The sequence below is a fragment of the Prevotella koreensis genome (assembly GCF_003977605.1).
GTDB classification, from domain to species: Bacteria; Bacteroidota; Bacteroidia; order Bacteroidales; family Bacteroidaceae; genus Prevotella; species Prevotella koreensis.
Map to the genome: position 1 here is coordinate 2,562,313 of NZ_RYYU01000001.1, position 23,732 is coordinate 2,586,044.

General features: G+C 45.0%; 26 protein-coding genes. 15 read left to right on the forward strand and 11 right to left on the reverse strand.

Translation table 11 applies throughout. The features are described from left to right. Window positions 1-249: 249 nt before the first annotated feature. Together EHV08_RS10825 and EHV08_RS10830 are read left to right on the forward strand one after the other, a co-directional pair. A complete protein-coding gene (locus tag EHV08_RS10825) occupies window positions 250-690 on the forward strand; it encodes a DUF4348 domain-containing protein (RefSeq protein ID WP_126679277.1) in 441 nt (146 codons plus the stop codon). Window positions 691-909: 219 nt separating this feature from the next. Next, a complete protein-coding gene (locus tag EHV08_RS10830; protein WP_126679278.1) occupies window positions 910-2,361 on the forward strand; it encodes a T9SS type A sorting domain-containing protein in 1,452 nt (483 codons plus the stop codon). A gap of 196 nt (window positions 2,362-2,557) precedes the next feature. Here EHV08_RS10830 and EHV08_RS10835 read toward each other — a convergent pair whose 3' ends face one another. The 6 genes from EHV08_RS10835 to EHV08_RS10860 form a co-directional block, all read right to left on the reverse strand. Beyond that, window positions 2,558-3,112 carry a TlpA family protein disulfide reductase gene (locus EHV08_RS10835; RefSeq protein WP_126679491.1) on the reverse strand — a complete coding sequence of 185 codons (555 nt, stop codon included), beginning with the start codon at window positions 3,110-3,112 and terminating at the stop codon, window positions 2,558-2,560. A gap of 19 nt (window positions 3,113-3,131) precedes the next feature. Then, window positions 3,132-3,683, reverse strand: a complete 552-nt coding sequence (locus tag EHV08_RS10840) for a sugar O-acetyltransferase (protein WP_126679279.1) — start codon at window positions 3,681-3,683, stop codon at window positions 3,132-3,134. 160 nt (window positions 3,684-3,843) lie between these two features. Then, window positions 3,844-4,326 (reverse strand): ExbD/TolR family protein, encoded by a 483-nt coding sequence (locus tag EHV08_RS10845; RefSeq protein WP_126679280.1) that lies wholly within the window; start codon window positions 4,324-4,326, stop codon window positions 3,844-3,846. Next, a complete protein-coding gene (locus EHV08_RS10850) occupies window positions 4,323-5,018 on the reverse strand; it encodes an ExbD/TolR family protein (protein WP_238988075.1) in 696 nt (231 codons plus the stop codon). The genes EHV08_RS10845 and EHV08_RS10850 overlap by 4 nt, the downstream gene beginning before the upstream one ends. Continuing rightward, entirely contained in the window at window positions 4,919-5,395 is a 477-nt protein-coding gene (locus EHV08_RS10855; RefSeq protein WP_126679282.1) for a hypothetical protein, read from the reverse strand. Before EHV08_RS10855 ends, EHV08_RS10850 begins: the two co-directional genes overlap by 100 nt. A 9-nt stretch (window positions 5,396-5,404) precedes the next feature. Then, window positions 5,405-6,211, reverse strand: coding sequence for a MotA/TolQ/ExbB proton channel family protein (locus EHV08_RS10860; protein WP_126679283.1), 807 nt, complete (start codon window positions 6,209-6,211; stop codon window positions 5,405-5,407). Window positions 6,212-6,440: 229 nt separating this feature from the next. Between EHV08_RS10860 and EHV08_RS10865 the strand changes: the two genes are divergently transcribed. Beyond that, window positions 6,441-6,926 (forward strand): Lrp/AsnC family transcriptional regulator, encoded by a 486-nt coding sequence (locus EHV08_RS10865; RefSeq protein ID WP_126679284.1) that lies wholly within the window; start codon window positions 6,441-6,443, stop codon window positions 6,924-6,926. 86 nt (window positions 6,927-7,012) lie between these two features. Here EHV08_RS10865 and EHV08_RS10870 read toward each other — a convergent pair whose 3' ends face one another. The 3 genes from EHV08_RS10870 to EHV08_RS10880 are packed head-to-tail and all read right to left on the reverse strand — an operon-like array spanning window position 7,013 to window position 9,719. Further along, the gene (locus tag EHV08_RS10870) at window positions 7,013-7,498 is read right to left on the reverse strand and encodes a dihydrofolate reductase (protein ID WP_126679285.1); all 486 of its coding nucleotides are present in this window, start codon (window positions 7,496-7,498) and stop codon (window positions 7,013-7,015) included. 20 nt (window positions 7,499-7,518) lie between these two features. Further along, the gene (locus tag EHV08_RS10875) at window positions 7,519-8,313 is read right to left on the reverse strand and encodes a thymidylate synthase (RefSeq protein WP_126679286.1); all 795 of its coding nucleotides are present in this window, start codon (window positions 8,311-8,313) and stop codon (window positions 7,519-7,521) included. Then, a complete protein-coding gene (locus EHV08_RS10880) occupies window positions 8,310-9,719 on the reverse strand; it encodes a methyltransferase RsmF C-terminal domain-like protein (protein WP_126679287.1) in 1,410 nt (469 codons plus the stop codon). Before EHV08_RS10880 ends, EHV08_RS10875 begins: the two co-directional genes overlap by 4 nt. A 140-nt stretch (window positions 9,720-9,859) precedes the next feature. Here EHV08_RS10880 and EHV08_RS10885 point away from each other — a divergent pair, with 140 nt between their 5' ends. From EHV08_RS10885 to EHV08_RS10900, 4 genes are all read left to right on the forward strand, one after another. Continuing rightward, window positions 9,860-10,555 carry a DUF6249 domain-containing protein gene (locus tag EHV08_RS10885; RefSeq protein WP_148108154.1) on the forward strand — a complete coding sequence of 232 codons (696 nt, stop codon included), beginning with the start codon at window positions 9,860-9,862 and terminating at the stop codon, window positions 10,553-10,555. A 177-nt stretch (window positions 10,556-10,732) separates the two neighbouring features. Further along, entirely contained in the window at window positions 10,733-10,918 is a 186-nt protein-coding gene (locus EHV08_RS10890) for a PspC domain-containing protein (protein ID WP_126679289.1), read from the forward strand. A gap of 1 nt (window position 10,919) precedes the next feature. After that, window positions 10,920-11,462 (forward strand): RNA polymerase sigma factor, encoded by a 543-nt coding sequence (locus tag EHV08_RS10895; protein WP_126679290.1) that lies wholly within the window; start codon window positions 10,920-10,922, stop codon window positions 11,460-11,462. Beyond that, window positions 11,449-11,808, forward strand: coding sequence for a DUF5056 domain-containing protein (locus tag EHV08_RS10900; RefSeq protein ID WP_126679291.1), 360 nt, complete (start codon window positions 11,449-11,451; stop codon window positions 11,806-11,808). Before EHV08_RS10895 ends, EHV08_RS10900 begins: the two co-directional genes overlap by 14 nt. Before the next feature lie 72 nt (window positions 11,809-11,880). Here the strand turns inward: EHV08_RS10900 and porE are convergent, their stop codons facing one another. Next, on the reverse strand, window positions 11,881-13,947 hold the full coding sequence (porE, locus tag EHV08_RS10905) for a PorE family type IX secretion system protein (RefSeq protein WP_126679492.1): 2,067 nt from the start codon (window positions 13,945-13,947) through the stop codon (window positions 11,881-11,883). Between the two features lie 263 nt (window positions 13,948-14,210). Here porE and EHV08_RS10910 point away from each other — a divergent pair, with 263 nt between their 5' ends. Continuing rightward, entirely contained in the window at window positions 14,211-14,729 is a 519-nt protein-coding gene (locus EHV08_RS10910) for a hypothetical protein (RefSeq protein WP_126679292.1), read from the forward strand. Window positions 14,730-14,921: 192 nt separating this feature from the next. Here the strand turns inward: EHV08_RS10910 and EHV08_RS10915 are convergent, their stop codons facing one another. Further along, the gene (locus EHV08_RS10915) at window positions 14,922-15,902 is read right to left on the reverse strand and encodes an ROK family protein (protein WP_126679293.1); all 981 of its coding nucleotides are present in this window, start codon (window positions 15,900-15,902) and stop codon (window positions 14,922-14,924) included. 251 nt (window positions 15,903-16,153) lie between these two features. Between EHV08_RS10915 and EHV08_RS10920 the strand changes: the two genes are divergently transcribed. The 7 genes from EHV08_RS10920 (at window position 16,154) to EHV08_RS10950 (ending at window position 23,550) form a co-directional block, all read left to right on the forward strand. Beyond that, window positions 16,154-16,822 (forward strand): LysE family translocator, encoded by a 669-nt coding sequence (locus EHV08_RS10920; protein ID WP_126679493.1) that lies wholly within the window; start codon window positions 16,154-16,156, stop codon window positions 16,820-16,822. 77 nt (window positions 16,823-16,899) lie between these two features. Beyond that, window positions 16,900-17,478, forward strand: a complete 579-nt coding sequence (locus EHV08_RS10925) for a DUF4924 family protein (RefSeq protein ID WP_126679294.1) — start codon at window positions 16,900-16,902, stop codon at window positions 17,476-17,478. Window positions 17,479-17,515: 37 nt separating this feature from the next. After that, on the forward strand, window positions 17,516-18,373 hold the full coding sequence (gene rfbD / locus EHV08_RS10930; protein ID WP_126679295.1) for a dTDP-4-dehydrorhamnose reductase: 858 nt from the start codon (window positions 17,516-17,518) through the stop codon (window positions 18,371-18,373). A gap of 56 nt (window positions 18,374-18,429) precedes the next feature. Beyond that, complete coding sequence (locus tag EHV08_RS10935) at window positions 18,430-20,022, forward strand: peptide chain release factor 3 (RefSeq protein WP_126679296.1); 1,593 nt, start codon at window positions 18,430-18,432, stop codon at window positions 20,020-20,022. Window positions 20,023-20,026: 4 nt separating this feature from the next. Further along, complete coding sequence (gene crcB, locus EHV08_RS10940; RefSeq protein WP_126679297.1) at window positions 20,027-20,386, forward strand: fluoride efflux transporter CrcB; 360 nt, start codon at window positions 20,027-20,029, stop codon at window positions 20,384-20,386. A gap of 54 nt (window positions 20,387-20,440) precedes the next feature. Continuing rightward, window positions 20,441-21,478 (forward strand): YeiH family protein, encoded by a 1,038-nt coding sequence (locus tag EHV08_RS10945; RefSeq protein WP_126679298.1) that lies wholly within the window; start codon window positions 20,441-20,443, stop codon window positions 21,476-21,478. A 140-nt stretch (window positions 21,479-21,618) separates the two neighbouring features. Continuing rightward, a complete protein-coding gene (locus EHV08_RS10950; protein ID WP_126679299.1) occupies window positions 21,619-23,550 on the forward strand; it encodes a hypothetical protein in 1,932 nt (643 codons plus the stop codon). Window positions 23,551-23,732 lie beyond the last annotated feature (182 nt).

The following is a 23,732-nucleotide window of genomic DNA, read 5'->3' on the forward strand; positions in this document are numbered from 1 at the left end:
ATTACGAAAGTTACTATTGATACTCTCTTTACGCAATCAATTTTAACCATTATTGAAAAATACTGTGGGAAGTTGGTTGAGGTATGGCATTTTATTACTATCTTTGTCACGTTGTATTTAGTTTTACTACTATCTTTTCACAACACTAAGATATGTGGTATTGACGGTACGACAAGATCTTGGGTAACACGGTGTTGCTTAGGATATTACTGATAACATTAACAAATAAGGTTTAAAAATTAAAGAAGAATGAAAACAGTTGTCTATGCTTTTTTAGTACTATTGTGCTTGGTATGCGAATGCACAAATGATAAAAAATCTGCTTGTGATGGAAAACAAATACAGTCGTCGGAGAACAGAGAGAACACAAAAGATGATTTTGTTGATTTTATAGAGAAGTTTTCTTCAGACTCTGTTTTCCAAAAGAAACACATCTCGTACCCTCTTAAAGTATCCAATGTTTCGCGAGAGGATGATGAAACAAACGTATCTTTTATAAACGAGAAAGAGTGGCTTTACAATAATATCTGCGATACGGAAATGGGTGGAGAGGAAGTCAATGTGAAAATTAATGAGAAAAATAATGCGGTAGAAGTAAGAGGGAAAGAGTCCGGATTAAATATTGACTTCTTGTTCAAAAAAGTTGATGACCAATGGCTCTTGTATGAGATTGCAGATTATTCCATGTAATATTTTGGATTTCAGTTTGCTTTATTTATAAAACAAATAGGTATTCACAATCAACCGTGAATACCTATTTGTTTGTATATTTTTGCTATTCTTTTGATATTTCGTTTTTTTTCATTAAATTTGTCGCAGTCTTTTCATTGTGAAGAACATGCAAAAAGAGAGAAATACTATGAAAGAGATTGCAATAACCTTTTTTATTAACCAAATAATTAGTATAATATGAAAAATGTTTTTAGAAAAATTTCTATTGTCCTTTTGGCGATAGTGTGTGGTATCCCATCAATGTGGGCACAGGATGTTAATATGTCTCGTTACATCACAATGAATGTAAAGAGCAGAAAGCAAATATACTTAAAACTGTGTGCAGATGTACCTGATACGAAAATAAAGTTAGTGAGTGGCTTCAACGAGAAGACAATAACAGTAAATGATACTTGGACAGAATGGCAAGACTTTAAAACTGATGGAGATGTTATGACTATCTACGGCGATGTGCAAAAACTTGATTGCAGCAACAATATGCAAAACATTACGGGCATGGAAACAAAAAACAATGCACAGTTGCAGGAGTTACATTGTTACGCCAATTCCATAGCCTCACTTGACCTAAGCCAAAATACGCAACTCAAAGTGTTAGGATGTTTCAACAATTCTCTTAACTCACTTGATGTAAGCAAGAATTTGCAACTTATGGAACTGGATTGCTCCGAAAATAAGATTTCGGTGCTTGACGTAAGTAATAATTCACAGTTGTCAAAGTTGTTTTGTCTGAAAAACTCCATCGCCTCTCTTGATATAGACAACGATACACAATTGAAGGTGCTGGATTGTTCCGAAAATAAGATTGAATCTCTTGATGTAAGTAAAAATGTATTGTTGGAGAAGTTAAATTGCTATAAAAATTTACTAAATGCACTTGATGTAACAAAGAACGTAGAGTTGGCAGGAATAAATTGCTCAGGCAACAATATTAAAGTTATCGATGTAAGTAAAAACACGAAACTGGAATGGTTGTATAGTTTCGATAACCCTCTTGGAACTCTTGACGTGAGCAAAAATACAATATTGAAAAATTTGCGTTGCTACAATAATAATCTTACCTCTCTTGATGTAAGTAATAATTTAGAGTTAGAATGGCTGTATTGTAATGGAAACTCTCTCGAATCAATTGACGTGAGCCAAAATACGGAGTTGAAAGATTTTGTTTGTCATGACAATAAGTTCACTACCGAAGCACTTGACGACATTTTCTGCTCATTGCCTGAAAGAAATGGACATGCGTCAGGAAGAATTGCTATTGTATCAAAATCTTCTTCTGATGACAACAGTGTTGCACTTGCTGCTAATGGTAACAATGCCATTTCAAAGAATTGGAGAGTCGTATATTATTTCAATAATACCGAGATTACCGGTTTTACAGGTACCAAACAGTGCACAAACGGTATATACCAAACGGAAAACACGTCTGATGTTACCATCTATCCGAACCCTGTGAAGGATGTTCTTCACATAACTTCTGATAAACCTATCAACATCATACGCATATTCAATGTATCCGGAGCGGAATTGCTCCGCACTGCAAATACGAACAGCGTCAACGTATCGCACCTACCGGCCGGAATTTATATGGTATATGTCAATGACAAACCAACGAAAATAATAAAGGAATAAGCATACTGTTTGAATGTTCATTCTTGTGAATACTTTATTGTTGATATAAAGTGTAAGTGAACTTGATTGATTTGTAATTCGTCAAACTTATACTAAAAACAAGAAAAGTTTACTATACTGAAATGCCCCCGAAAGTTTCTCGTATAACTTTCGAGGGCTATTTGTTTTTCTCAAATATCAGTCATCACTCTGATGCTTAATCCTTTTTCAATTCATTGTCGATGGCCTTCACGAGCGATGCGAACTCTTCCTGATTGAAAAGGCGGGTGCGTTTTATTATCTTGCCTTCGCGGTCGATGAGCACGTTACGAGTTATGCCGGCATCGCGAATGGCGAATTTGGCAAAGATGTCGGCACCAGGATCGAGGCCGATAGGGTAGGTTATCTTTGTTGTTTCTGCAAATTTCAGCACCGTTTCGAGTAGTTCGTCACGGTCGATGGCAATCAGCATGAAGTCAGGATTGTCCTTGTGTTTCTGCCATATATCGCTCTCAATGAACGGCATTTCCTTTCTGCACACTCCGCACCACGAAGCCGTGAACTGCAGCATCACCACCTTACCTCTCTGTGACGATAGTTGAATCTCACGTCCATCAGTCATTTTAATTTTGAAATCGGGACATTCATCTCCCTCGAAGACGATATATCCGTTTTCATCGGGTGTTTTTACTGACTTGCTATTCTCACTCTTCTGTGCCGATGCAGTGATTGTGAAGAGCATCAGCAGAGCCATTAATAATTGCTTTTTCATTTCTATCATTGTTTTTTTATTAAACCTTCTTTACTACCCGAGCCGGATTTCCCACCGCCACGGAGTTGTCCGGAATGTCGTTCACCACCACACTGCCCGCACCAATGGTCACGTTGTTTCCTATCGTCACACCCGGAAGAATCGTTACGCCGCCTGCAATCCACACACTGTCGCCTATCGTCACCGGTTCGGCCCATTCCTGTCGGGTGTTGCGCTCCTCCGGGTCGGTGCTATGGCAAGCGGTATATATACCCACGTTCGGCCCTATGAAGCAGTCATCGCCTATTGTTACCGGCGCTTCGTCGAGTATTGTCAGATTAAAGTTTGAGAAGAATCCCCTGCCCACTCTGATATTCTTGCCGAAATCGCAGTAGAACGGTTGGTTTATCAGTACATCATCGTGACATTCTCCGAGAATATTCTTTATCATCGCCTTACGTTCTTCTGTTTGGTTCGGATGCAGGTTGTTGTATTCCCACAGACGAACCCTTGTCTCGTTGAGTTCCTTTCTCAGCAGCGGATCGACTGCCGAATAAACCATGCCTTTGAGCATCTTCTTTTTCTCTGTCATACTTGATAAAAAACCATTAATTGCCCATTCGCGCCACACGACCTTTCTTATCGGAAAACAAAATGGGCGAAATTGCTTTGCAAAATGGGCGAATTTGGTCAGCAAAATGGGCGATTTTACATTTCAATTTGGGCTGAATTGCAATGCCGCAGCATTGCTTTTACCTATCGTTAGGGCGTGTCGCAGCCTCTCCTTTCTCTGCCGAGTAACTGATGCGCAGCGCATTAGCCTTGCGCAGTGCTTGTTTCACATCGGTTATCGTGCCCATATCGGCATTGCGGTCGGCCTTCAGACTCACTGTCATCTGTCCGCGGTCTTCGGGCAACATACGACTCCGTTCGTCAATAACATAGTCGGTTATCTCCTCCGGAGTCACGTATTTATCGTTCATCTGCACCCTTACGGCAGTTCCGTCTTTCCTCTGCAACGGTTTTATCGGCTTTCCTATATATATATATGTAGTGGCCGATTTTTTTGTGAGTTTTTGCAGTTCTGTACCTTGTGGAATGCGATATTCCACCTTCGGAGCATCATGCCGAATGTGAGTCACAATCATGAAGAAGAACAAGACTGTGAAAATGAGGTCGGGCAGCGATGCCGTGTTCAACCCGGGTACATCTTTTTTATGTCTGCGGAAAATCATTCTCTGTTGTTGTTTTCATATCCCTCCGCTATGCGTTGCGGATATAGTTCGCGCAGTTTCTCCCGTTGCTCGTTGCTACATTCATCGTAAGAGCGGTGGTAGTATTTATGTGCGGCATCGTCTCTCAGCGTGCGGTATGCCGCCACTATTTCATTCTGCATCTTGAAGTAAACGTCGTAGGTAGCGGCGCGGTCGGCCTTCAGCGAGATGATATGCCTTGCACGGTCGGGAGAGTTGGCCACGAAGTCAGTCACTATTTTTCTCAACTGCGATAGCGATGTAGGCTTGTCGTCTATCATTATCCGGTTGTCGGCCGTGATTTGCAGTTGCAGTATGTTGTCGCGATTCACGTCAATACTCATCTCTTCACGGTTATCAATCGGTGGCAACTGCCGTTGCAGTCCCTTGTCGGCATCCAACGATGTCGTAACGAGGAACAGAATCAGCAGCATGAACGAAATGTCAGCCGTCGATGTAGTGTTGAGCGAAGGCACTTCCCGCCTTCTTTTGAATATCCGCATCTTGTTGTTAGATGATTGAGAGTGGGTGTAGGCCGGCGCGAACCGGTGGTATGCCCTCTCTGTAATGACGTTTATTTTTTCACTTTCAGCATCGAAACGGCCACTGCCACTGCTGCCGCAACGAGCATTGCTATGACTGTATATATAAACATGTCGGCCGTCTTTAGCCATAGTGTATGTGCATATGGTGAGCCGTTGATGCTCATTGGTGCTGACGAACCGATTAGGAATGTGAGCACTAGAGCAAGTGCAACACCTCCTGCCACCATATATGCTATGCGTGCTGCCGGCACGTTGTTGACCACTGCGGCCGACTTGTCGCGCCGGCGGAATGTCATCACGAGCGAAACGACCGCAAGTGCAACTGCTCCTACGGTCATCACGCACGCCAACAGAAGGATGACAGGTGTGAGTTGCGGCGCGTTGAACGTGGGATTTTCTTCGTACGGATTATCGTAACCGATTAAGAAGAAAGCGCAGAAAGTCGCTGCAATGATGCCTACGAGCACCATCAGCACGCGACCTGAAATGCGTTTAGTGTTCAGCATTTTGCTATCTTACTTGATGTTTTTTGCTTTAAACTTCACTATTATGTCGAGCAACGTTATCGCCGACTCCTCCATCTGGCTCACGAGATGCTCAATCTTAGAGAGAATATAGTTGTAGAACACTTGCAGTATAAGTGCCACGATGATACCGAAAATTGTTGTTATCAGTGCCACCTTCATACCTGCTGCCACCACGGTGGCGTTGAGGTCGCCGGCTATCTGCATCTGGTCGAACGCCATCACCATGCCAATCACCGTACCGAGGAATCCCAGTGACGGTGCAATGGAAATGAACAGTGTAATCCACGAGCAGCCTTTTTCGAGGTTTGCCGACTGCACCGAACCGTATGAAGCGATGGAACGCTCTATCTCGTCGATGCTCTCATTGATGCGCAGAAGTCCTTGATAACATATTGAAGCGACAGGCCCGCGCGTGTTGCGACATAACTCTTTGGCTCCTTCTATATCGCCCTGTTCCACCCGTTTGTCGATGTCTTCCATCAGTTTCTTTGCGTTGATGTGGCTCAGAGTGAGGTAGATAATGCGCTCGATGCAGAATGCCAGTCCCAAGACCAAAGCCAAAGCCACGAGTGCCATGAAGCCTGCATTGCCTTCGATAAACTTTGTTTTTAGTTCTTTGTGCAGCGACTGTGGTTGCATTGCCACGTCAGCATAATCGCTGTCAACGCCAATCATCAATTGCGCATTTGCCAATGAGTCGAGCCTGTCGGTAATTGCCGTACTGTCTGTCTGTGCCATTCCGACCGTGACAGACAGCGTGAGCAATATCAATACAATCTTTATTCTTCTTAACATGGTTGTATTATGAGTTTGCTGTTTAATCTTCCTAACATTGTTTATATATGTTGCAAAGGTAGTGTAAATCACTCGTACTACAAAAATAATTAATTCTTTTTTGCCATTCCCATATTGTTTATGACAATTTACTAAAAGCAATAAATATACAAAAAAAATGAAAAACCAACACAAAATACTTGAAAAAAGAATTTTTTTGTTATCTTTGTAGCGGAATTAAAAATAAAAAATGGGACATCATAGTTTAGACTCGTTAGACAAAAAGATTTTGCGCATGATTGCGGAAGATGCCCGTGTGCCTTTCCTTGAGGTGGCACGCACGTGCAATGTCAGCGGTGCTGCCATTCATCAGCGCATTCAGAAACTTACGGATATAGGAGTGTTGAAAGGCTCGCAGTTCATCATCGATGCAGAGAAAATCGGTTATGATACTTGTGCTTACATAGGTATCAATCTCAGAACGCCCGAATCGTTCGATGATGTGGTGAACGAATTGAGGCAGATTCCGGAGATAGTGGAGTGTCATTACACAACCGGCGACTATGACATGTTCATAAAGATATATGCCAAGAACAATCACCATCTGCTAAATATCATTCATGACAGGTTGCAACCGTTGGGTCTTGCACGCAGCGAGTCAATCATTTCATTTACCACTGCGTTCAAACGTCAGTTGCCGATATTGGATATGTCTTGTGATGAAGATGAATTTTAACAACATGCGAGTTATGTAATTCCACGTTGAATTGAATCGTAGGTATAAATAAAAAGAGTTCTGCGGTTGTTGCAGAACTCATTTTATTATTTCTTTTTCTCGTAGTCCACGAAAGCGTATTTCTGTTCGTGGCGTTCGTCCTTATCGTGATTCTCACGCCATGTCTCATGCCATTCGCTGTAGTCGGGGAAGAATGTATCTGCCCCTTCCGGTGTGTCGTCAATCTCGGTGAGGCATAGCCGGTCGGCCATCTCCATCGACTGTGCGTATATGCAGCCACCACCTATTATATATATGTCCTCGTTGTCGGCACAGTTTTTCAGTGCCTCGTCGAGCGAGCGATAGGTGTCGCAGCCGGCGAATGTTGCGTCAGAGCGTGTCAGCACTATGTTCCGGCGGTTGGGCAGTGCACCTTTCGGCAGACTCTCGAATGTCTTTCTGCCCATTATTATGGTGTTACCGGTTGTTAGTTGCTTGAAACGTTTCAAGTCGTTTGGCAAGCGATAAATCAGATTGTTGTCCTTTCCGATGGCGCGGTTTCGTGCCACTGCGGCGATTATTGATATTCTCATTCTGTTTGTTTTATAGTTTTTCAAACCGATACCTCGGCCTTTATGTGTTCCCATGGGTCATATCCTACGAGTCGGAAGTCTTCGTATCTGAATCCGAAGATGTCTTTTACGTCAGGGTTTATCTCAATTCTTGGCAGCAGCCTCGGTGTTCTTGTCAGTTGCAATCGCGCCTGCTCTATGTGGTTAAGGTAAAGATGGGTGTCGCCGGTGGTGTGGATGAAGTCGCCCGCTTCAAGTCCTGTTACCTGCGCCATCATCTGTAACAGCAGTGCGTAGGAGGCGATGTTGAACGGCACACCGAGAAAAGTATCGGCCGAACGCTGGTAGAGTTGCAGTGACAACCTGCCTTCGGCCACGTAGAATTGGAACATCGTGTGGCACGGTGGCAGTGCCATTTTCTCCACCTCTGCCACGTTCCATGCACTTACTATCATGCGTCGCGAGTCGGGCGAGTTCTTTATCTGCTCGAGAACATTCTTTATCTGGTCTATTGTACCTCCCTGATAGTCGGGCCACGACCGCCACTGATGACCATAAACCGGTCCGAGTTCTCCATTCTCGTCTGCCCATTCGTTCCATATTCTCACACTATTCTCTTGCAGGTATTTCACGTTCGTGTCTCCTTTGAGAAACCAAAGCAGTTCGTGTATGATAGACTTCAGATGCAGTTTCTTGGTTGTCAGCAGCGGGAAACCGTCTCGCAGGTCATATCGTGCCTGCGTTCCGAAGAGGCTCAATGTTCCTGTTCCCGTCCTGTCTTCTTTCTTAACGCCTTCTGTCAGAATACGATTAAGTATGTCAAGGTATTGTTTCATATTCTCTGTTTCTTGTTTTCTATAACCTGTCCGATAACGTCTGTCACGTTTTCGGGAATGTGTGTTGTCTTTATTCTCCACTCGGCAGGATACAGGTTATTGGCTCTGTTGCCCAAGTTCTTTACGAAACCGAGTGGCATTTGCATGTATGTCAATAGCACGAAGCCGCGCTCTATGTCGGCAGGCAGCGTCACAGCCTCCTTGCGCAGATAGTCAGTTGCCGTTTTACGGTCAATCTCTACCTGTGTGAAAGCATCGCGACGCAATGCCGTGGATAATGCGAGGCACTGGTCGGGAATTATGTCTCGGCCTTTCATTGTGCCGAGTCTGACGCCTTGATGCACCACTTTGAGCGTGCTTGAAAGATGCTTCATCAATCCATACCATTGTTTTGGCATTGCCGTAAGGCATTGTTTCGAGTTCTCGATTATATAGTTTTCCGGGTGCTCTATCCATTCTTCCGGCAGTCTTTCGTTGGTTGCCGGCAGTTTCATTTTTGGTAATCTTTGGGTACAATCACCGTTTTTCCTTAGCACGGCCATGAACAAACCCTCGCCACGTGTCATGCCCGGAATGAAGCGATAGACGCTGTTGTCGAAGCCTGCGAGCAGAGAGCCGGTGATGTTCCATTTCTTTTCGGTAGGAATATCCACAATCTCGGCATCAAGGTTTTCACAAATCCACTTCACGTTTTCTTCGTTTTCGCGGGTGTTGAAGGTGCATGTAGAGTATATCATCGTGCCCCCTTGTTTCAGGCATTGCCACGCCTCGCTCACTATTTCGCGTTGTAACGAACAGCATTTTTCCACGTTTCTCAAGCTCCATTCGGCAATCGCGCCCTCGTCTTTGCGGAACATTCCCTCGCCCGAGCACGGCACATCGCAAAGCACAATGTCTGCCATGATGCCCGTTCGGCTCAGGTTTTGCGGTAGGTTGTTTGTCACAACGACATTTTCAATGCCCCATTTCTGTATGTTTTCGGCAAGTATGCTTGCGCGTTGTGGCACCGGTTCGTTGCTTACAAGCAGGCTGCCCTTTGGCAAAACGGTGCTCGCCGCAGTAGATTTACCACCCGGAGCGGCACACATATCAATCATAACCACCGGCTCCGTGCCTACGATATGCTTCATTACATGGTGCAGAAACATCGACGATGCCTCCTGAACATAATATGCTCCGGCGTGCATCAGCGGATCGAAAGTGAACTGCGGGCGTTCTTTCAGATAATATCCGTTGTCACACCATGCCACTCTCTCCGCTCCGCAGGCAATGCCATCGACCGCTATTTTATCGGTGTTCAGTCTGATGCTTGCAGGTGCCGGTTCGTCGAAAGCCCTGAGATAAATCTGCCAGAGGTCTTCGCCAAACGTGGTGCGTGTTATGTTTATGAAATCTTCGGGTAGCATCGGTGCTTGCTCTTTTGGGCTTCAAAGTTACGTATAATCGCGCTAATAATGAAACTTTTATGCTATTTTGCCTAAAAAAGTTTATCTTTGCTGCAACTTTTCTGTTCCGACTTGCGTCTAACAGATGTATAACAAACAAAATGAAAAAGGAAATGAACAGACTGATAGTTTTTTTATTCGCGGCGTTGATGTTTGCAATGCCGTTGTCGGCAAAACGAAGTCACTATGCCAAGGTACGTAATCATCCAATCGACATGATTGATAAAGACACGGCAGGTGTTATTGCCTATAGCGACACCACATCGCTTGCGCAGGCCGATTCGCTTTATGCCGACTCTATAGACGATGATGATGCGTATTCGCAAAACATGCATTTCGAATTGGGTGACAATGATGTGGAAGCTCTGGCGAAAATACTCACCGGACTTTTCGGTGTAGGAGCATTGGGAATTGTGGTTGCAATTCTGATAGCGATTGTGGCCGTCATCTCTATCATTGCACCTTTCGTGTTCTTTGGTTTTATGGTATATCTTATCATTAATCATCACAATGAGAAACAAAGACTTGCCCGCATGGCACTGATGTCGGGACAACCGATACCGCAGAACATCATTAAGAAAACGGTGGAGACTGCCGACGAGCAATGGCAGCGAGGATTGAAGAACGTTTTCATCGGTCTCGGTATAGCGGTGCTTTGCTACTGCCTCGGAGCCTATCGACTTGCAGGAATCGGCTGGTTAGTGCTGATATATGGTTCGGGATTGGCAGTTATATCCAAGACTTCGAATAAGAAGAAAGAGGATAATGACCCGAAGAATGGAGAGAATATCGGCTGATAGGCCGTATTAAGGAACGATAATAGAGGAGAGACGAGGGAGAGCGGTGTTTTGTGTACTTGTCTTTGGAATAATAAATGTTGATTTTGGTAAATTACCACTCCCTCTTTTCCTCCTTTCTTATTTACCCTGTTTCACAATCAAATAATAATAATCTCAATATATAAAAATAAGACTATGGTAAAGAAACTCTATCGATCTAACGACAGAATGTTGGGCGGCGTATGCGCAGGATTAGCCGAATATGCTGATATGGATCCCACGGTGGTGCGTCTGATATATGCAGGGTTGACCGTGTTCACTGCTTTCAGTGGTGTTCTTCTCTATCCGATATTGTGGATTATAATGCCGGAGAAACCCTGATATGAACAGAATGGGCGACATAACACTCGTGTCTCGGGTGGCTGTATTTCAAGACAAGCGTGCTTTCGATGCGCTTGTGAGGAAATATCAGTCGCCCGTGAGGCGTTTTTTCCTCGCCCAGACGCTCGGCGACAGCCAACTATGCGACGACCTTGCACAAGATACTTTCGTCAAGGCATACATGAAAATATCTTCTTTTCAAGGTAAATCGTCGTTCAAAACATGGCTGTTCAGAATTGCATACAATGTTATGTACGACTACCGGCGTGCTAATCGCATCACCGACGATATAGACAATTGCACTGTTTCGGGCACTGCTTCGTCAGAACGCGATATGCAGTTGAACCTTGATATATATGATGCGATGAGTCTGCTGAAGCCCACCGAGCGCACGTGTGTTGCCCTGCAACTCATTGATGGCTATCGGATAGACGAGATAGCTCACATAACGAATATGGCGGAAGGTACGGTGAAGTCGCATCTTTCGCGTGGAAAAACGAAACTCGCAAGTTATCTAAGACAGAACGGATATGGAAAAAGATAAGAAAAACAACAGCATAGACCTTGACGATGACAGCCGCCTGCTGGGTGCGTTCTTCGCCGAGAATACCATCGAAGTTGCCGATGACGGCTTCACGGAGCGGGTGATGCAGCGACTGCCGGAGCGCAGCAACAGGCTCAACCGCATCTGGACGTGTATTTGTGTGGTCGCAGGCGTGACATTCTTGGTCGTTACCAAGAGTTGGGTAACGCTCTACGCGCTTGCCAAGAGTATGCTTTTGAGCATAGACTTGAAGCAGTTTGCCGAAACAAACTTTGTTCCATACATCGTTGCAATGCTCGTGATAAGCATGTTTCTCGGCTATTCCTTGGCAGAACAAAGGAAATAAATATTCCGGCATATATCGTGTATCAACATATATGCCGGAATATTTATTTATGTCTTTTCCGAAAATCCGGTTTCAGTCCATTATGATCTCAAATCCGTCATCACCGTCTTCTATTTCTTCTTTCTGTTTAGGTTGCGGCGGATTTTTCAAGTTTCCTTTCTCGTCGAACATTCCGTAAGTGGTGCGCAGTACGATGAACTCGGTGCGACGATTAAGTTGATTGCACACCTCCTGTTCCTTTTCGTTACGGCTCTTTATGAACGCCTCGTTCAGCACATCGCCCTCTTTCAGCCACGTATATTTCTCCGTTAGTTTCTTCCTAATGGTCTTCGGTTTTTCCTTTCCATATCCCATCGGTGTCAGTCGGTCTTTGGGTATTCCGTGTGCGATGAGATAGTTGACCACCGCCTCTGCTCTCCGCTGTGACAATGTCTTGTTGTATGCCGCGCTGCCGCGGTAGTCGCAGTGGGAACTCAGTTCTATTGTCACGTTGCGGTTCTCGTTGAGCATCTTCACAAGTTCGTCAAGTGCCGCCGTGGATTCCGGTCGCAGTGTGGCCTTGTCGAAGTCATAGAAGATATTGTCGATGAGCACCGGTACGCGTATTGATGCCAGTGGGAATTGCAGGGTGTATTCTTCCGATTTCTCCACCGGCGCAACTTTCAGTTCCTCTTTATGGTTAAGGAAACCCTTGCAGGCGGCAAGCAACATGTACTGCACGTTCGGTTCTATCACTTCCGTGAACGATCCGTCGCCCTTTACATTGATTTTTTTGTTCGTACCGTCGTCACCTACGAGATAGACTTCTGCCGCAGGAAGTTCGTATCCGTCCATTTCATAAACCCAGCCTTTCACCGTCTGCACAATCTCCGGTTTCTCGAAACTGTAGATATGATCCCAACCGCGACCGTCACCGCGGTTAGATGAGAAGAAACCACGGTTGTGAGGACCTTCGAATGTCATTCCGAAGTCGTCGCCCTGCGAGTTCAACGGGTAGCCCGGATGTTCCAATACGATGCGTCGGTTCTTCATTGTTGCTATGAAAATGTCGAGCCCTCCCATGCCGGTATGCCCGTCTGACGAGAAATACAGGTCGCCATTGGGTCGGAAGGTTGGGAACATCTCGTTGCCCGCAGTGTTTATAGGCTCGCCCAAATTCTCTACTCCGGCGGGTCCTGACGGTGTAAGTCGTACCCTCCAAATATCAAATCCGCCTTTACCTCCGGGCATGTCGCTTGTGAAATACAGCCAGTTGCCATCGGGCGACAGGGCAGGGTGGGCATAACTTGAGAGCGTATCGTGTGTAAGGTTCAGCACCGAAGGCTTTCCCCATGCGGCATCGGCGCGGTTGCTTGTCATGATGGTTGCATATCTCGGATATGTCGGGTCAACGGCGCATTGCGTGAGATACATCATGCGTTGGTCAACCGAGAAACAGCATGCACCCTCGTCAAACTCGCTGTTCAGACCTCCCGCTACCGATTCCGGCTTGCTCCACTTGCCCTTGTCGTCCTTCTTCGACATGAATATGTCAGCCGGTTTGGTACCTGTTATTCCGCTCAGTTCGTTGCCTTCGGCCTCGTTGCGCGTCGATGTGAAATACAGATATTCGTATTGGTCGCCGAAGAGCATCGGACTATATTCCGCCCTTCGCGAGTTGAACACCTCCATTTTCTTCACCGTGTAGCGCGAACCGCGCTTCTTCTCGTCGGCCGCCGTGGTAGCACTTTTCAGTCGGCTGCGTACCAAAGTGTTGTCGGGCACCGAATCGAGCACCATTCGCAACTCTTCTGCCGCCTCCTTGTAGTTGCCGTTCGCCAACAGTTGTCGCCCGAGGTCAATATGTGTTTGCAGTTCGTCTTGTTTATATCTTATCACATTTCGGTAAGCCGCGATAGCCTTCTGTGTGCTGTTAATGCGGTCGTAACATTCTGCGAGTCTTTTCGCCCTCATTCCTCTTGCCTCCCTTTCCTTGGGCGGTGTCATCTGGTATGCTTTCTTATATTGCGTTGCGGCATCGAAATATTCGCCCACTGCGAAGTATTTGTCGCCTTTCTTCATGGCATGCTCCACTCCGCATGACACCGTAATCATGCACAAGAGAACCGTCACGACACACTTTGTCGTGCTCCACGCCATTCGCTTTCTCTTCGTTATATTATTATTCATTACTTATTTAACGAGCGAAACAGTAGAATATTACATTGCGATACCACTTTTCTCTTGCTGCATTGATAGGCTGAAAAAGCACCGTAATTATTTATTATGTACAATAAAAGTTAAAAATGCGATATTGTTATTGTTTCGTATTTGTTTTTTTATATATTTGGGACAAATTTATAATGATAATATGCAGATGCCGAAAAGCATAAAGAGTAGGCAAAATATAAATTTTTAAAACTATGAAAAAATTTTTATTAGTACCAATTGTTCTTTTTGTATTTGGTCTATGTATTACTGGTTGCTCTTCTGATTTGGATGATACATATTCAGAAGATGTTGAGAGAATTTCTGAAGATGTAGATGGTGTCAATACATCTGTCATGGAAAAACTATTGTGTGATGCTCTTACTGAAATTATTGAGAATGTAAATGGAAAGTATTCCAATGGTGGATATATCCTTTTTTTTTCGGAAAATAATGAAGTATTGGTATTGTCAGAAGATGAGTACATTTTTGCTGCCGGAATTGGAGAGGCGTTCGAATATCTGAATTCTAATACAAAAAATACTTATCATAAAACAATTAATAAAGCCCCAAAGCCTAATCAGGGATGGACATTTGCCGGGACTTGTACTAATAAATGGAGTGCTTTTAAATTGGCAAATGAAATTGCTAAAAAGATTGGAGATGAGCAAAGTTTTGAGATTCATACAGAGTATAAGAATGGTAAGTACTACGTATGGTATAGACTTATTTAGTATTTCACTCTTCCATTATTGTGTTATGAAAAGTGATATGGCCGATTTTGGTCTGCAAAATGGGCGAATTTGAAAAGCAAAATGGGCGAATTTGAAAAGCAAAATGGGCGAAATTGATTTGCAATCTCGCCCATTTTACTTTCTAAAATGATATGAATTGTTTTTCTAAAGGATATTCATCGTGGTGCGGTATCATATCTCCCAACCGATGGCAGATGCTCCGAGTACTGCTGCCGAGGAACCATCAAGGCCGCTGATGAGGAATTTCGCCTTGCCGCGGAAAATCTTCATGACGTTCTCTTCGTATGCCCGCTTTATCGGTTCCATAATAAGGTCGCCCGCCTTTGTCATTCCTCCGAAGAAAATAAATGCTTCGGGGCTTGCGAAAGCGGCAAAGTCGGCACATGCCTTACCGAGCATTTCGCCGGTAAACTCGTAGATGCGTTTTGCTACGGTATCACCTTTGTTGGCAGCCAGAGAAACATCGAGCGAGGTGATTGTTTCGGGGTCAATTTCGCGAAGCAGCGAAGGCTCTTCGGTCTTGGCGAGGATTTCGCGTGCCGAACGTGCCACACCGGTAGCCGAGCAATAAGCCTCAAGACAGCCTAAACGACCGCAACCGCACATACGACCGTTCTCTCTAACCATTGTTACGTGGCCGAGTTCGCCTGCGAAGCCGTCGCTGCCATATACCACCTGTCCGTTGATTACTATTCCGGAGCCTACTCCCGTTCCGAGAGTTATCACGATGAAATTCTTCATTCCTCGTGCCACTCCGTATATCATTTCGCCCACGGCTGCGGCATTGGCATCGTTGGTCAGTCCAACCGGCATCCCTCCGAGACGCTCGGAGAACATCTGTCCGAGAGGAACAATGCTCTCGTGTGCCCAAGTAAGGTTTGGAGCAAATTCTATTGTGCCTTTATAGAAATTGGCGTTAGGAGCACCTATTCCCATAGCCTTGATGAGTTCTATTCCTCCCACTTGGTCTATGATAACATGTAATGTTTCAACGCATGCGTCAACGTATGCCTCAACGCTGTCATAGCCCTGTGTCTTTATGGCTGTTGTGGCTTTTATTTCGCCTCTTGCGTCAACTATACCGAAAACTGAGTTTGTGCCTCCTAAATCCAAGCCTATCACATACGGCTTGATGTCTGTCTGTGCGTTCATAATCGAATCCTATTATTGTTTTTTTTCTTATTTCACTTTCTTGAAGGCAAAGTTAATAAAGAAAAGATAAATAATAAGGGTTAACGTAGTGTTAAATCGCGTGGGTTAACATCTTTTGGCTATTCCGACAGAAAAAACTTGCAATTAAGCAGTTGTTCATTATTAATTGCAGCGATTTTGAATGCCTGCTTATAAAAAAATTATTGTTCATCTTCTATTTCTGAATAAAAATGTTTACCTTTGCAGCCATTATGCAATTACCTTTCCATATAGACATCTTGAGCTTGATGTTCAAGGGTATATTAATTGGCATCTTGGCTTCAGCCCCGATGGGACCTGTCGGAGTTCTCTGCATTCAGCGCACTTTGAACAAAGGGCGTTGGTATGGTTTTGTTACCGGAATCGGTGCATCAGTCAGCGACATCATATACGCCCTTATCACCGGTCTCGGCATGAGTTTCGTAATGGAGTTCATAGAGCGTGGCAGCAATCTTTTCTATTTGCAGATAAGCGGTAGCATAATGCTGTTAGCGTTCGGACTATATTGCTTTAAGAGCAATCCCACAAAGAAGATGCATTTGAGCGGAAAACAGAAAGGATCGTTGGTTCATAATGGTGTGACGGCATTCTTCGTGACATTCTCCAACCCATTGATTATCTTCCTGTTCATGGGATGTTATGCCCAACTTGCCTTCGTTGTCCCCAACCATCCGCTTGAGATGTGTGTGGGCTATGTGAGTATAGTGCTTGGAGCATTGCTGTGGTGGTTCGGACTGACATGGCTTATTGACAAGATACGCGGTAATTTCACCACCGGCGGGATTGTCATCATCAACCGCGTAATTGGTGCTGCCGTAATCGTTTTCTCGATACTTATACTGCTCGGGACTATTTTCAATATCTATCACCTGCACTTATGAATTGACGACCGAGCGTGGGTTATAGTCGGTCGGTAGTGGGGTGAGGACATTCTTTTATATATAATTCTTTTATACAAATGTTTATTTCCCAACAATTAAGAAAGGATAATATTGCCGAATACCTGCTATATATGTGGCAGGTAGAGGATATCATACGTGCGTATGGCTGTTCGCTCACCGCTTTGCGGCGCGATTATATATCGCAGTTCGACTATGACGAGGAGAAGAAAGAAGAACTGACCGACTGGTATGGCGACCTGATAAGGATGATAAACCAAGAGGGTTGTAGGGACAGCGGACACCTGCAAATAAACAAGGTGGTGATGATGCAACTCATAGAACTCCACGAGCAACTGCTCGAAAGTCCGAAATTTGCTTTCTACAACGCAGAATATTACAAGGTGTTGCCATTTATCGTGGAACTGCGTAACCGTGGTGCAAACACAGACGAGGGACATCTGACGGGAAAGGAACGTGAAGAAAACGAGATAGAAACATGCTTCAACGCCCTTTACGGAACGATGATGCTGCGCTTGCAAAAGAAAGAGATAAGCCAGAATACGCTGCATGCCATAAGGGAAATAACTACATTTATCGGTATGCTTTCCGATTATTATAAGAAAGATAGGGAAGAAGGACTGGAAATGGACAGTTGAAAATGGAGTATTGAAAATTAGAATTTACGACTTGAATATGAATATACTTATTACCGGATGCAACGGACAATTAGGGAATGAGATGAAGCGATTGCAGGCAGAATATCCCGAACATAACTGGATAAACACAGACGTTGCCGAACTTGACATAACCGACCAGGCAGCGATAGAGAAGTTGGTGGAGGAGAGAGAGATTGACGGAATAGTGAACTGTGCCGCATACACCGCAGTGGACAAGGCCGAGAGCGACAAGGAGCTGTGCGAGTTGCTGAACTCGATAGCACCGGCTTATCTTGCCGGAGCGGTTGGAATGCGCGGCGGTTGGATTATACAGGTGAGCACGGACTATGTGTTCGACGGTACGAAACATACGCCATACGTGGAGACCGACACACCAATGCCGACCGGAGTGTATGGTACAACGAAACTGGCAGGCGAAGAAGCCGTGAGGATATTTTGCCCTAAGGCGATGATAATACGCACGGCGTGGCTCTATTCCGTTTATGGAAACAACTTCGTTAAGACAATGATGAGGCTCGGCAGGGAGAAGGAACAACTTGGGGTTATATTCGACCAGATAGGCACTCCGACCTGTGCCCGAGATCTTGCCAAGGTGATAATGACTGCAATAAGTAAGGGCGTGGTTCCCGGTGTGTTCCATTTCTCTAACGAGGGAGTGATTTCTTGGTATGATTTTACTAAGGCGATACACCGCATCGCGGGAATAAACGGGTGTCGGGTGCTGCCGATACACACTGCGGAATATCCCACTGCGGCGAAACGTCCGGCATATTCGGTGCTCGACAAGACCAAGATAAAGCAAGCATATAGCATCGAAGTGCCATACTGGGAGGAGTCGTTGAGAGACTGTATCCGCGAATTATCAGAAGGTTAAAGAAGAAAAATATATGATTATCCGTGAGGAACGGACGACAAGAGAAATAGCATCAGATGACAGAGATAGAAAGAAGAAGAACGTTTGCGATTATTTCGCACCCCGATGCCGGTAAGACAACACTCACCGAGAAGTTCCTGCTTTTCGGCGGACAGATACAGGTTGCCGGTGCCGTGAAGAACAACAAGATAAAGAAAACTGCCACCAGCGACTGGATGGATATAGAGAAACAGCGTGGTATTTCGGTCTCCACGTCGGTGATGGAGTTCGACTACGTACCGCCGACGGGAAAAACGGAGGAGGCATACAAGGTGAATATTCTCGACACACCGGGTCACCAAGACTTTGCAGAAGACACTTACCGCACACTTACTGCCGTTGACTCGGCCATAATAGTGGTGGATAGCGCGAAAGGTGTGGAGACACAGACACGCAAACTGATGAACGTGTGCCGCATGAGAAATACTCCGGTAATCATCTTTATAAACAAGATGGACCGCGAAGGACGCGACCCTTTCGACCTGCTCGACGAACTGGAACAGGAACTTGAGATAAAGGTGAGACCGCTGTCCTGGCCTATCAATCAAGGAGCGAAGTTCAAGGGAGTATATAATATATATGAGAAGAAACTCGACCTCTTCACACCCGACAAACAGCGCGTCACAGAAAAGGTGGAGATAGACATAGACAATACCGACATGCTTGCCGATGTCGTTGGCGAACAAGATGCCGCACGACTGCACGATGACTTGGAACTCGTGGACGGAGTATATCCCGATTTTGATGTCGAGACATACCGTTCGGCAGAGGTTGCACCGGTTTTCTTCGGTTCGGCACTGAACAATTTCGGTGTTCAAGAACTGCTCAACTGTTTCGTTGAGATAGCACCAAGTCCCAAGGAAACGATGGCCGAGGAGCGAATGGTGAAGCCGGAGGAAAAGAAATTCTCCGGGTTCATATTCAAAATAACGGCCAATATCGACCCCAATCATCGTTCGTGCATCGCTTTCTGCAAGGTATGTAGCGGAAAGTTCGTGCGCAATCAGCCTTACCTGCACGTGCGTCAGGGCAAGACGGTGCGCTTTTCTTCGCCTACACAGTTTATGGCGCAGCGCAAGAGTACTATCGATGAGGCATGGCCGGGAGACATTGTGGGACTGCCCGACAATGGCATTTTCAAGATAGGCGACACGCTGACAGAGGGCGAATTGCTTCATTTCCGAGGCCTGCCGTCGTTCTCGCCGGAGATGTTCAAGTATATAGAGAACGACGACCCGATGAAATCCAAGCAACTGGCAAAGGGCATCGACCAACTCATGGACGAGGGAGTGGCGCAACTTTTCGTAAATCAATTCAACGGAAGGAAGATAATCGGCACTGTTGGACAGTTGCAGTTTGAGGTTATACAATATCGTCTGGAGAACGAGTACAACGCCAAGTGCCGTTGGGAACCTGTTCATCTGTACAAGGCTTGCTGGATAGAGAGCGACGATGCGGCGGAACTTGATAACTTCAAGAAACGCAAATATCAGTACATGGCACTCGACAAGGAAGGCCGCGATGTGTTCCTTGCCGACAGCGGATATATGCTGCAGATGGCTCAAGAGGATTTCAAGAATATCAAGTTCCACTTCACGAGCGAGTTCTGACGATATGATTCGTAACATTATCCTTGTCGCGCTTGGCGGTGCAGCAGGTTCTGTGGGGCGTTATCTCATTTCGGTATGGCTTAATGAGAGTATGCCGTGGGGTACTCTTACGGTGAATGTTCTCGGTTCGTTGGTTATCGGAATACTTATGGGAATGGTGGGGCGAGGTGTCCTTTCGCCCGATATGAAACTGCTGCTTGTCACCGGATTCTGTGGCGGTTTCACCACTTTCAGCACTTTTGCGAGCGAGTCTCTGAAGATGATGAAGGTCGGCGATGCACTCACTGCAGCCGCATATATCGGTGTAAGTGTTGCCGTGGGGATAATGGCAGTATATATCGGTATGACCGAAAAAGGGACATAAATGTTATGCTATGGCGATTGCTCGTGAATAACTAATAAAAAAATAAATACTGAAATGATAAGCGAAGAAAGGAGTTCGATGCTCCACGGCGTACTCTTGATGACGCTGTTTGCATGTGCTGCGTTTTATATTGGTGAGGCAGACTTCGTGAAAGCCCTCTCTTTCTCACCAATGATTGTCGGCATTATACTTGGCATGCTCTATGCCAACAGCCTGCGTAACAACCTTCCAGACACTTGGGTGCCCGGAATTAAGTTCTGTTCAAAGCGGATATTGCGACTTGGCATTATCCTTTACGGTTTCAAACTGACCTTTCAGGATGTCACAGCCGTGGGTTTGTCGGCCATTATCATAGACGCAATAGTTGTTGCGGGGACTATCGTTATCGGCCTGATAGTAGGCAAATTGCTTAAAATGGATCGTTCCATAGCACTTCTTACCTCGACCGGCAGTGCCATCTGCGGTGCCGCAGCGGTGCTCGGTTGCGAGGGAGCGATACATGCCAAGCCATACAAGACAGCCGTGGCGGTATCTACTGTTGTGATATTCGGCACGCTCTCAATGTTCATCTATCCTATACTTTATCATGCAGGGATATTCAACCTGCCTCCAAATGAAATGGGAATTTTTACGGGAAGCACGGTACATGAGGTGGCTCACGTTGTTGGTGCGGGTAATGCAATGGGGCAGGACATATCGGGTATTGCCATAATTGTTAAGATGATTCGTGTCATGATGCTTGTTCCCGTGCTGCTTATAATCACGTTCTTCGTTGCCCGTTCTGCCAAACGGAGAATGTCCGGCGAAGAACAAGCGAAGGGAAACATTGCCATTCCTTGGTTCGCGATACTTTTCTTGGTGGTAATCGGGTTCAACTCTTTGAACCTTTTGCCGTCATCGGCTGTAAGTGTAATCACCACCATTGACACCTTTTTGCTTACAATGGCAATGACAGCACTCGGTGCGGAGACGAGCATAGACAAGTTCAAGAAAGCGGGAGCGAAGCCTTTCTTGTTGGCAGCGATACTCTACGCATGGCTTATCGGCGGCGGATATGTCATGGTGAAATGGTTAGTGCCGATGATGAGTTGATGAGATAGGAGAAATAAAAGAAATATTTTGCATGAGCGTCAAATAAAATTCGTAACTTAGTAAGTTAAAAATAAGAATACGTTTGACCTTAAATACTTGACGAAGTAAATAAATACTATGAATTACTAATAAACACACTTATGAAAAAAAGATTACTTACTTGTGTCATTGCAATGTTCTCTGTGATGGCATTCGCTCAGAACCACTTGACCGAAAACATTTCACCATTGGCAGGAATGGTGAAAAATCTTGGAAGCGTCAATAAAAATTCGGTATCTCAAGAAAGCCAATCCATGCCACAAACCCATGCACCGCACAAGGCCGGAACTGTGGTTGTGCCGCCCGCAGGACTGAAATGTGACGAGTATGTGCTGTTTGCTATCGACATTGACGACAAGAAAGCAAGCGGCGTATTGTCGTTAGGCTTTGATGGCAATGATGTATATGTAAGTGGAGTATGCAAGGAACTGCCGAATGCTTGGATAAAAGGGACGCGGAATGGCGATAAGATTACTTTTGCTTCAGGCCAATATCTGGGTAAGGCAGGAGGTATCTTGGAAATGTATTTTGCAGGCTATGACTCAAATACCAATAAACTTTCGGATGCGGTTTTCGATTATGATGTGGCAGCAAATACCATTACCTCAAAGCAGGTGGTGATGATTAACGACAACGATAAGAATCCCTCGTTTTATTATGCCTACACTTATACATCATTATTAAAGGTGGCAGAACGTGCCGGAACTCCCGCAACACCGCAGATAGACAAGATTTTCTTAAGCAAAATCGGTGCCGCCCCGAGACTGATGTTCACCATACCATTGGTCGATACCAACGGAAATGCCATGAAATCATCGAAGATTACATATAAGATATATTCCGATATTCATCACACAATGGCTCCGGTGACTTTCCACAAGAGCGAATATGTAAAGTTGGAAGAAGACATTACCGAAATACCTTATGACTATACTGACAATAAGAACATATTTACCGGTGATATTGACCTGCTGATGGATTACACCAAGTGGAACAGAATAGGTGTAAAGGTGACATATAACGGAGGCGGCGAGAGTCACGATAGTGCGATAGGTTGGTTCTCCCTGGCAGATGCCGACACACTTCCGACAGGTGTGAAAACCGTAGAATATATACTTAATGTTGAAGACGCGAACTATGATAACGACCCCGAAACACGCATAATAAAGGTTGCCCTTGATGGTGATAACGTTTATATGAGCGGACTTGCAAGCCGTTTTCCGGAGGGTTGGATTAAGGGAAAGAAGACAGGAGATAAGATAGTTTTCCCCGCAGACAAGTATATGGGAGAATTTATTGTGCCAGGTTCAAAGGAAGTACAGCACTATTATTTCAACCCTGCCGGTAATATTGAGTTTGAATTTAATGAGGAAGAACAGCACTACACGGCCGATGCCTATACCATTGACTATGCAGATGAGACAAGCGAGACCGGCCTTAGCAATTTCGATAACTACGAAGACGTTGAGGTTCTTCCTATAGAAGACATGGCTGCAGTGCCCGAACAGCCCGAAATGAATTCTTTTGAAAAGAACTGGAGAGGGGATTATTTTGTAACATTCGATGTGTATGCGAAAAATAAGGAGGGCGAATACATCATGCCGAGCAAACTAAGTTATCAACTATTCTTCGATAAAGGAGACGGAGTAGCAACACCATACGTCTTCACATCGTCGTTCTACGGCCTGACAAACGACATGACTACCATTCCTTACAACCTCACAACAGATAACGGAACCATCAGCAACGAGGGCGATTACCACACCGTGATACTGAATACAAGAGATGTCGCTTCTTGGACACGCTTCGGTGTGAAGAGCATTTACAACGGTGGCGGCGAGACACACGAAACATTGACGCGCTGGATTGACGTAAACAAAAGTTTGGGTATAGACGAAGTGGGTGCTACTGTTGCCAATACCGTTTTGTATGACATGCAGGGACGCAGGGTAGATGACAACACCAAGGGTCTGTTAATTAAGAAGATAAACATGACTGACGGCTCGGTAAAGACCGTGAGGATAATGAAGTAGTAAGCAACTGATTTTTTAATTCGCTGTAAAATACATGAAATAACAAAGTAAATTCGCCCATTTTGCCAATCAAATTCGCCGAAATTGTAAACCAATCTCGGCGAATTTGATTTGTAAAAAGCCATTTTATAAAATAAAAATTACGTTTATATCTTGAATTTATGTATATTTGCAGACAACTA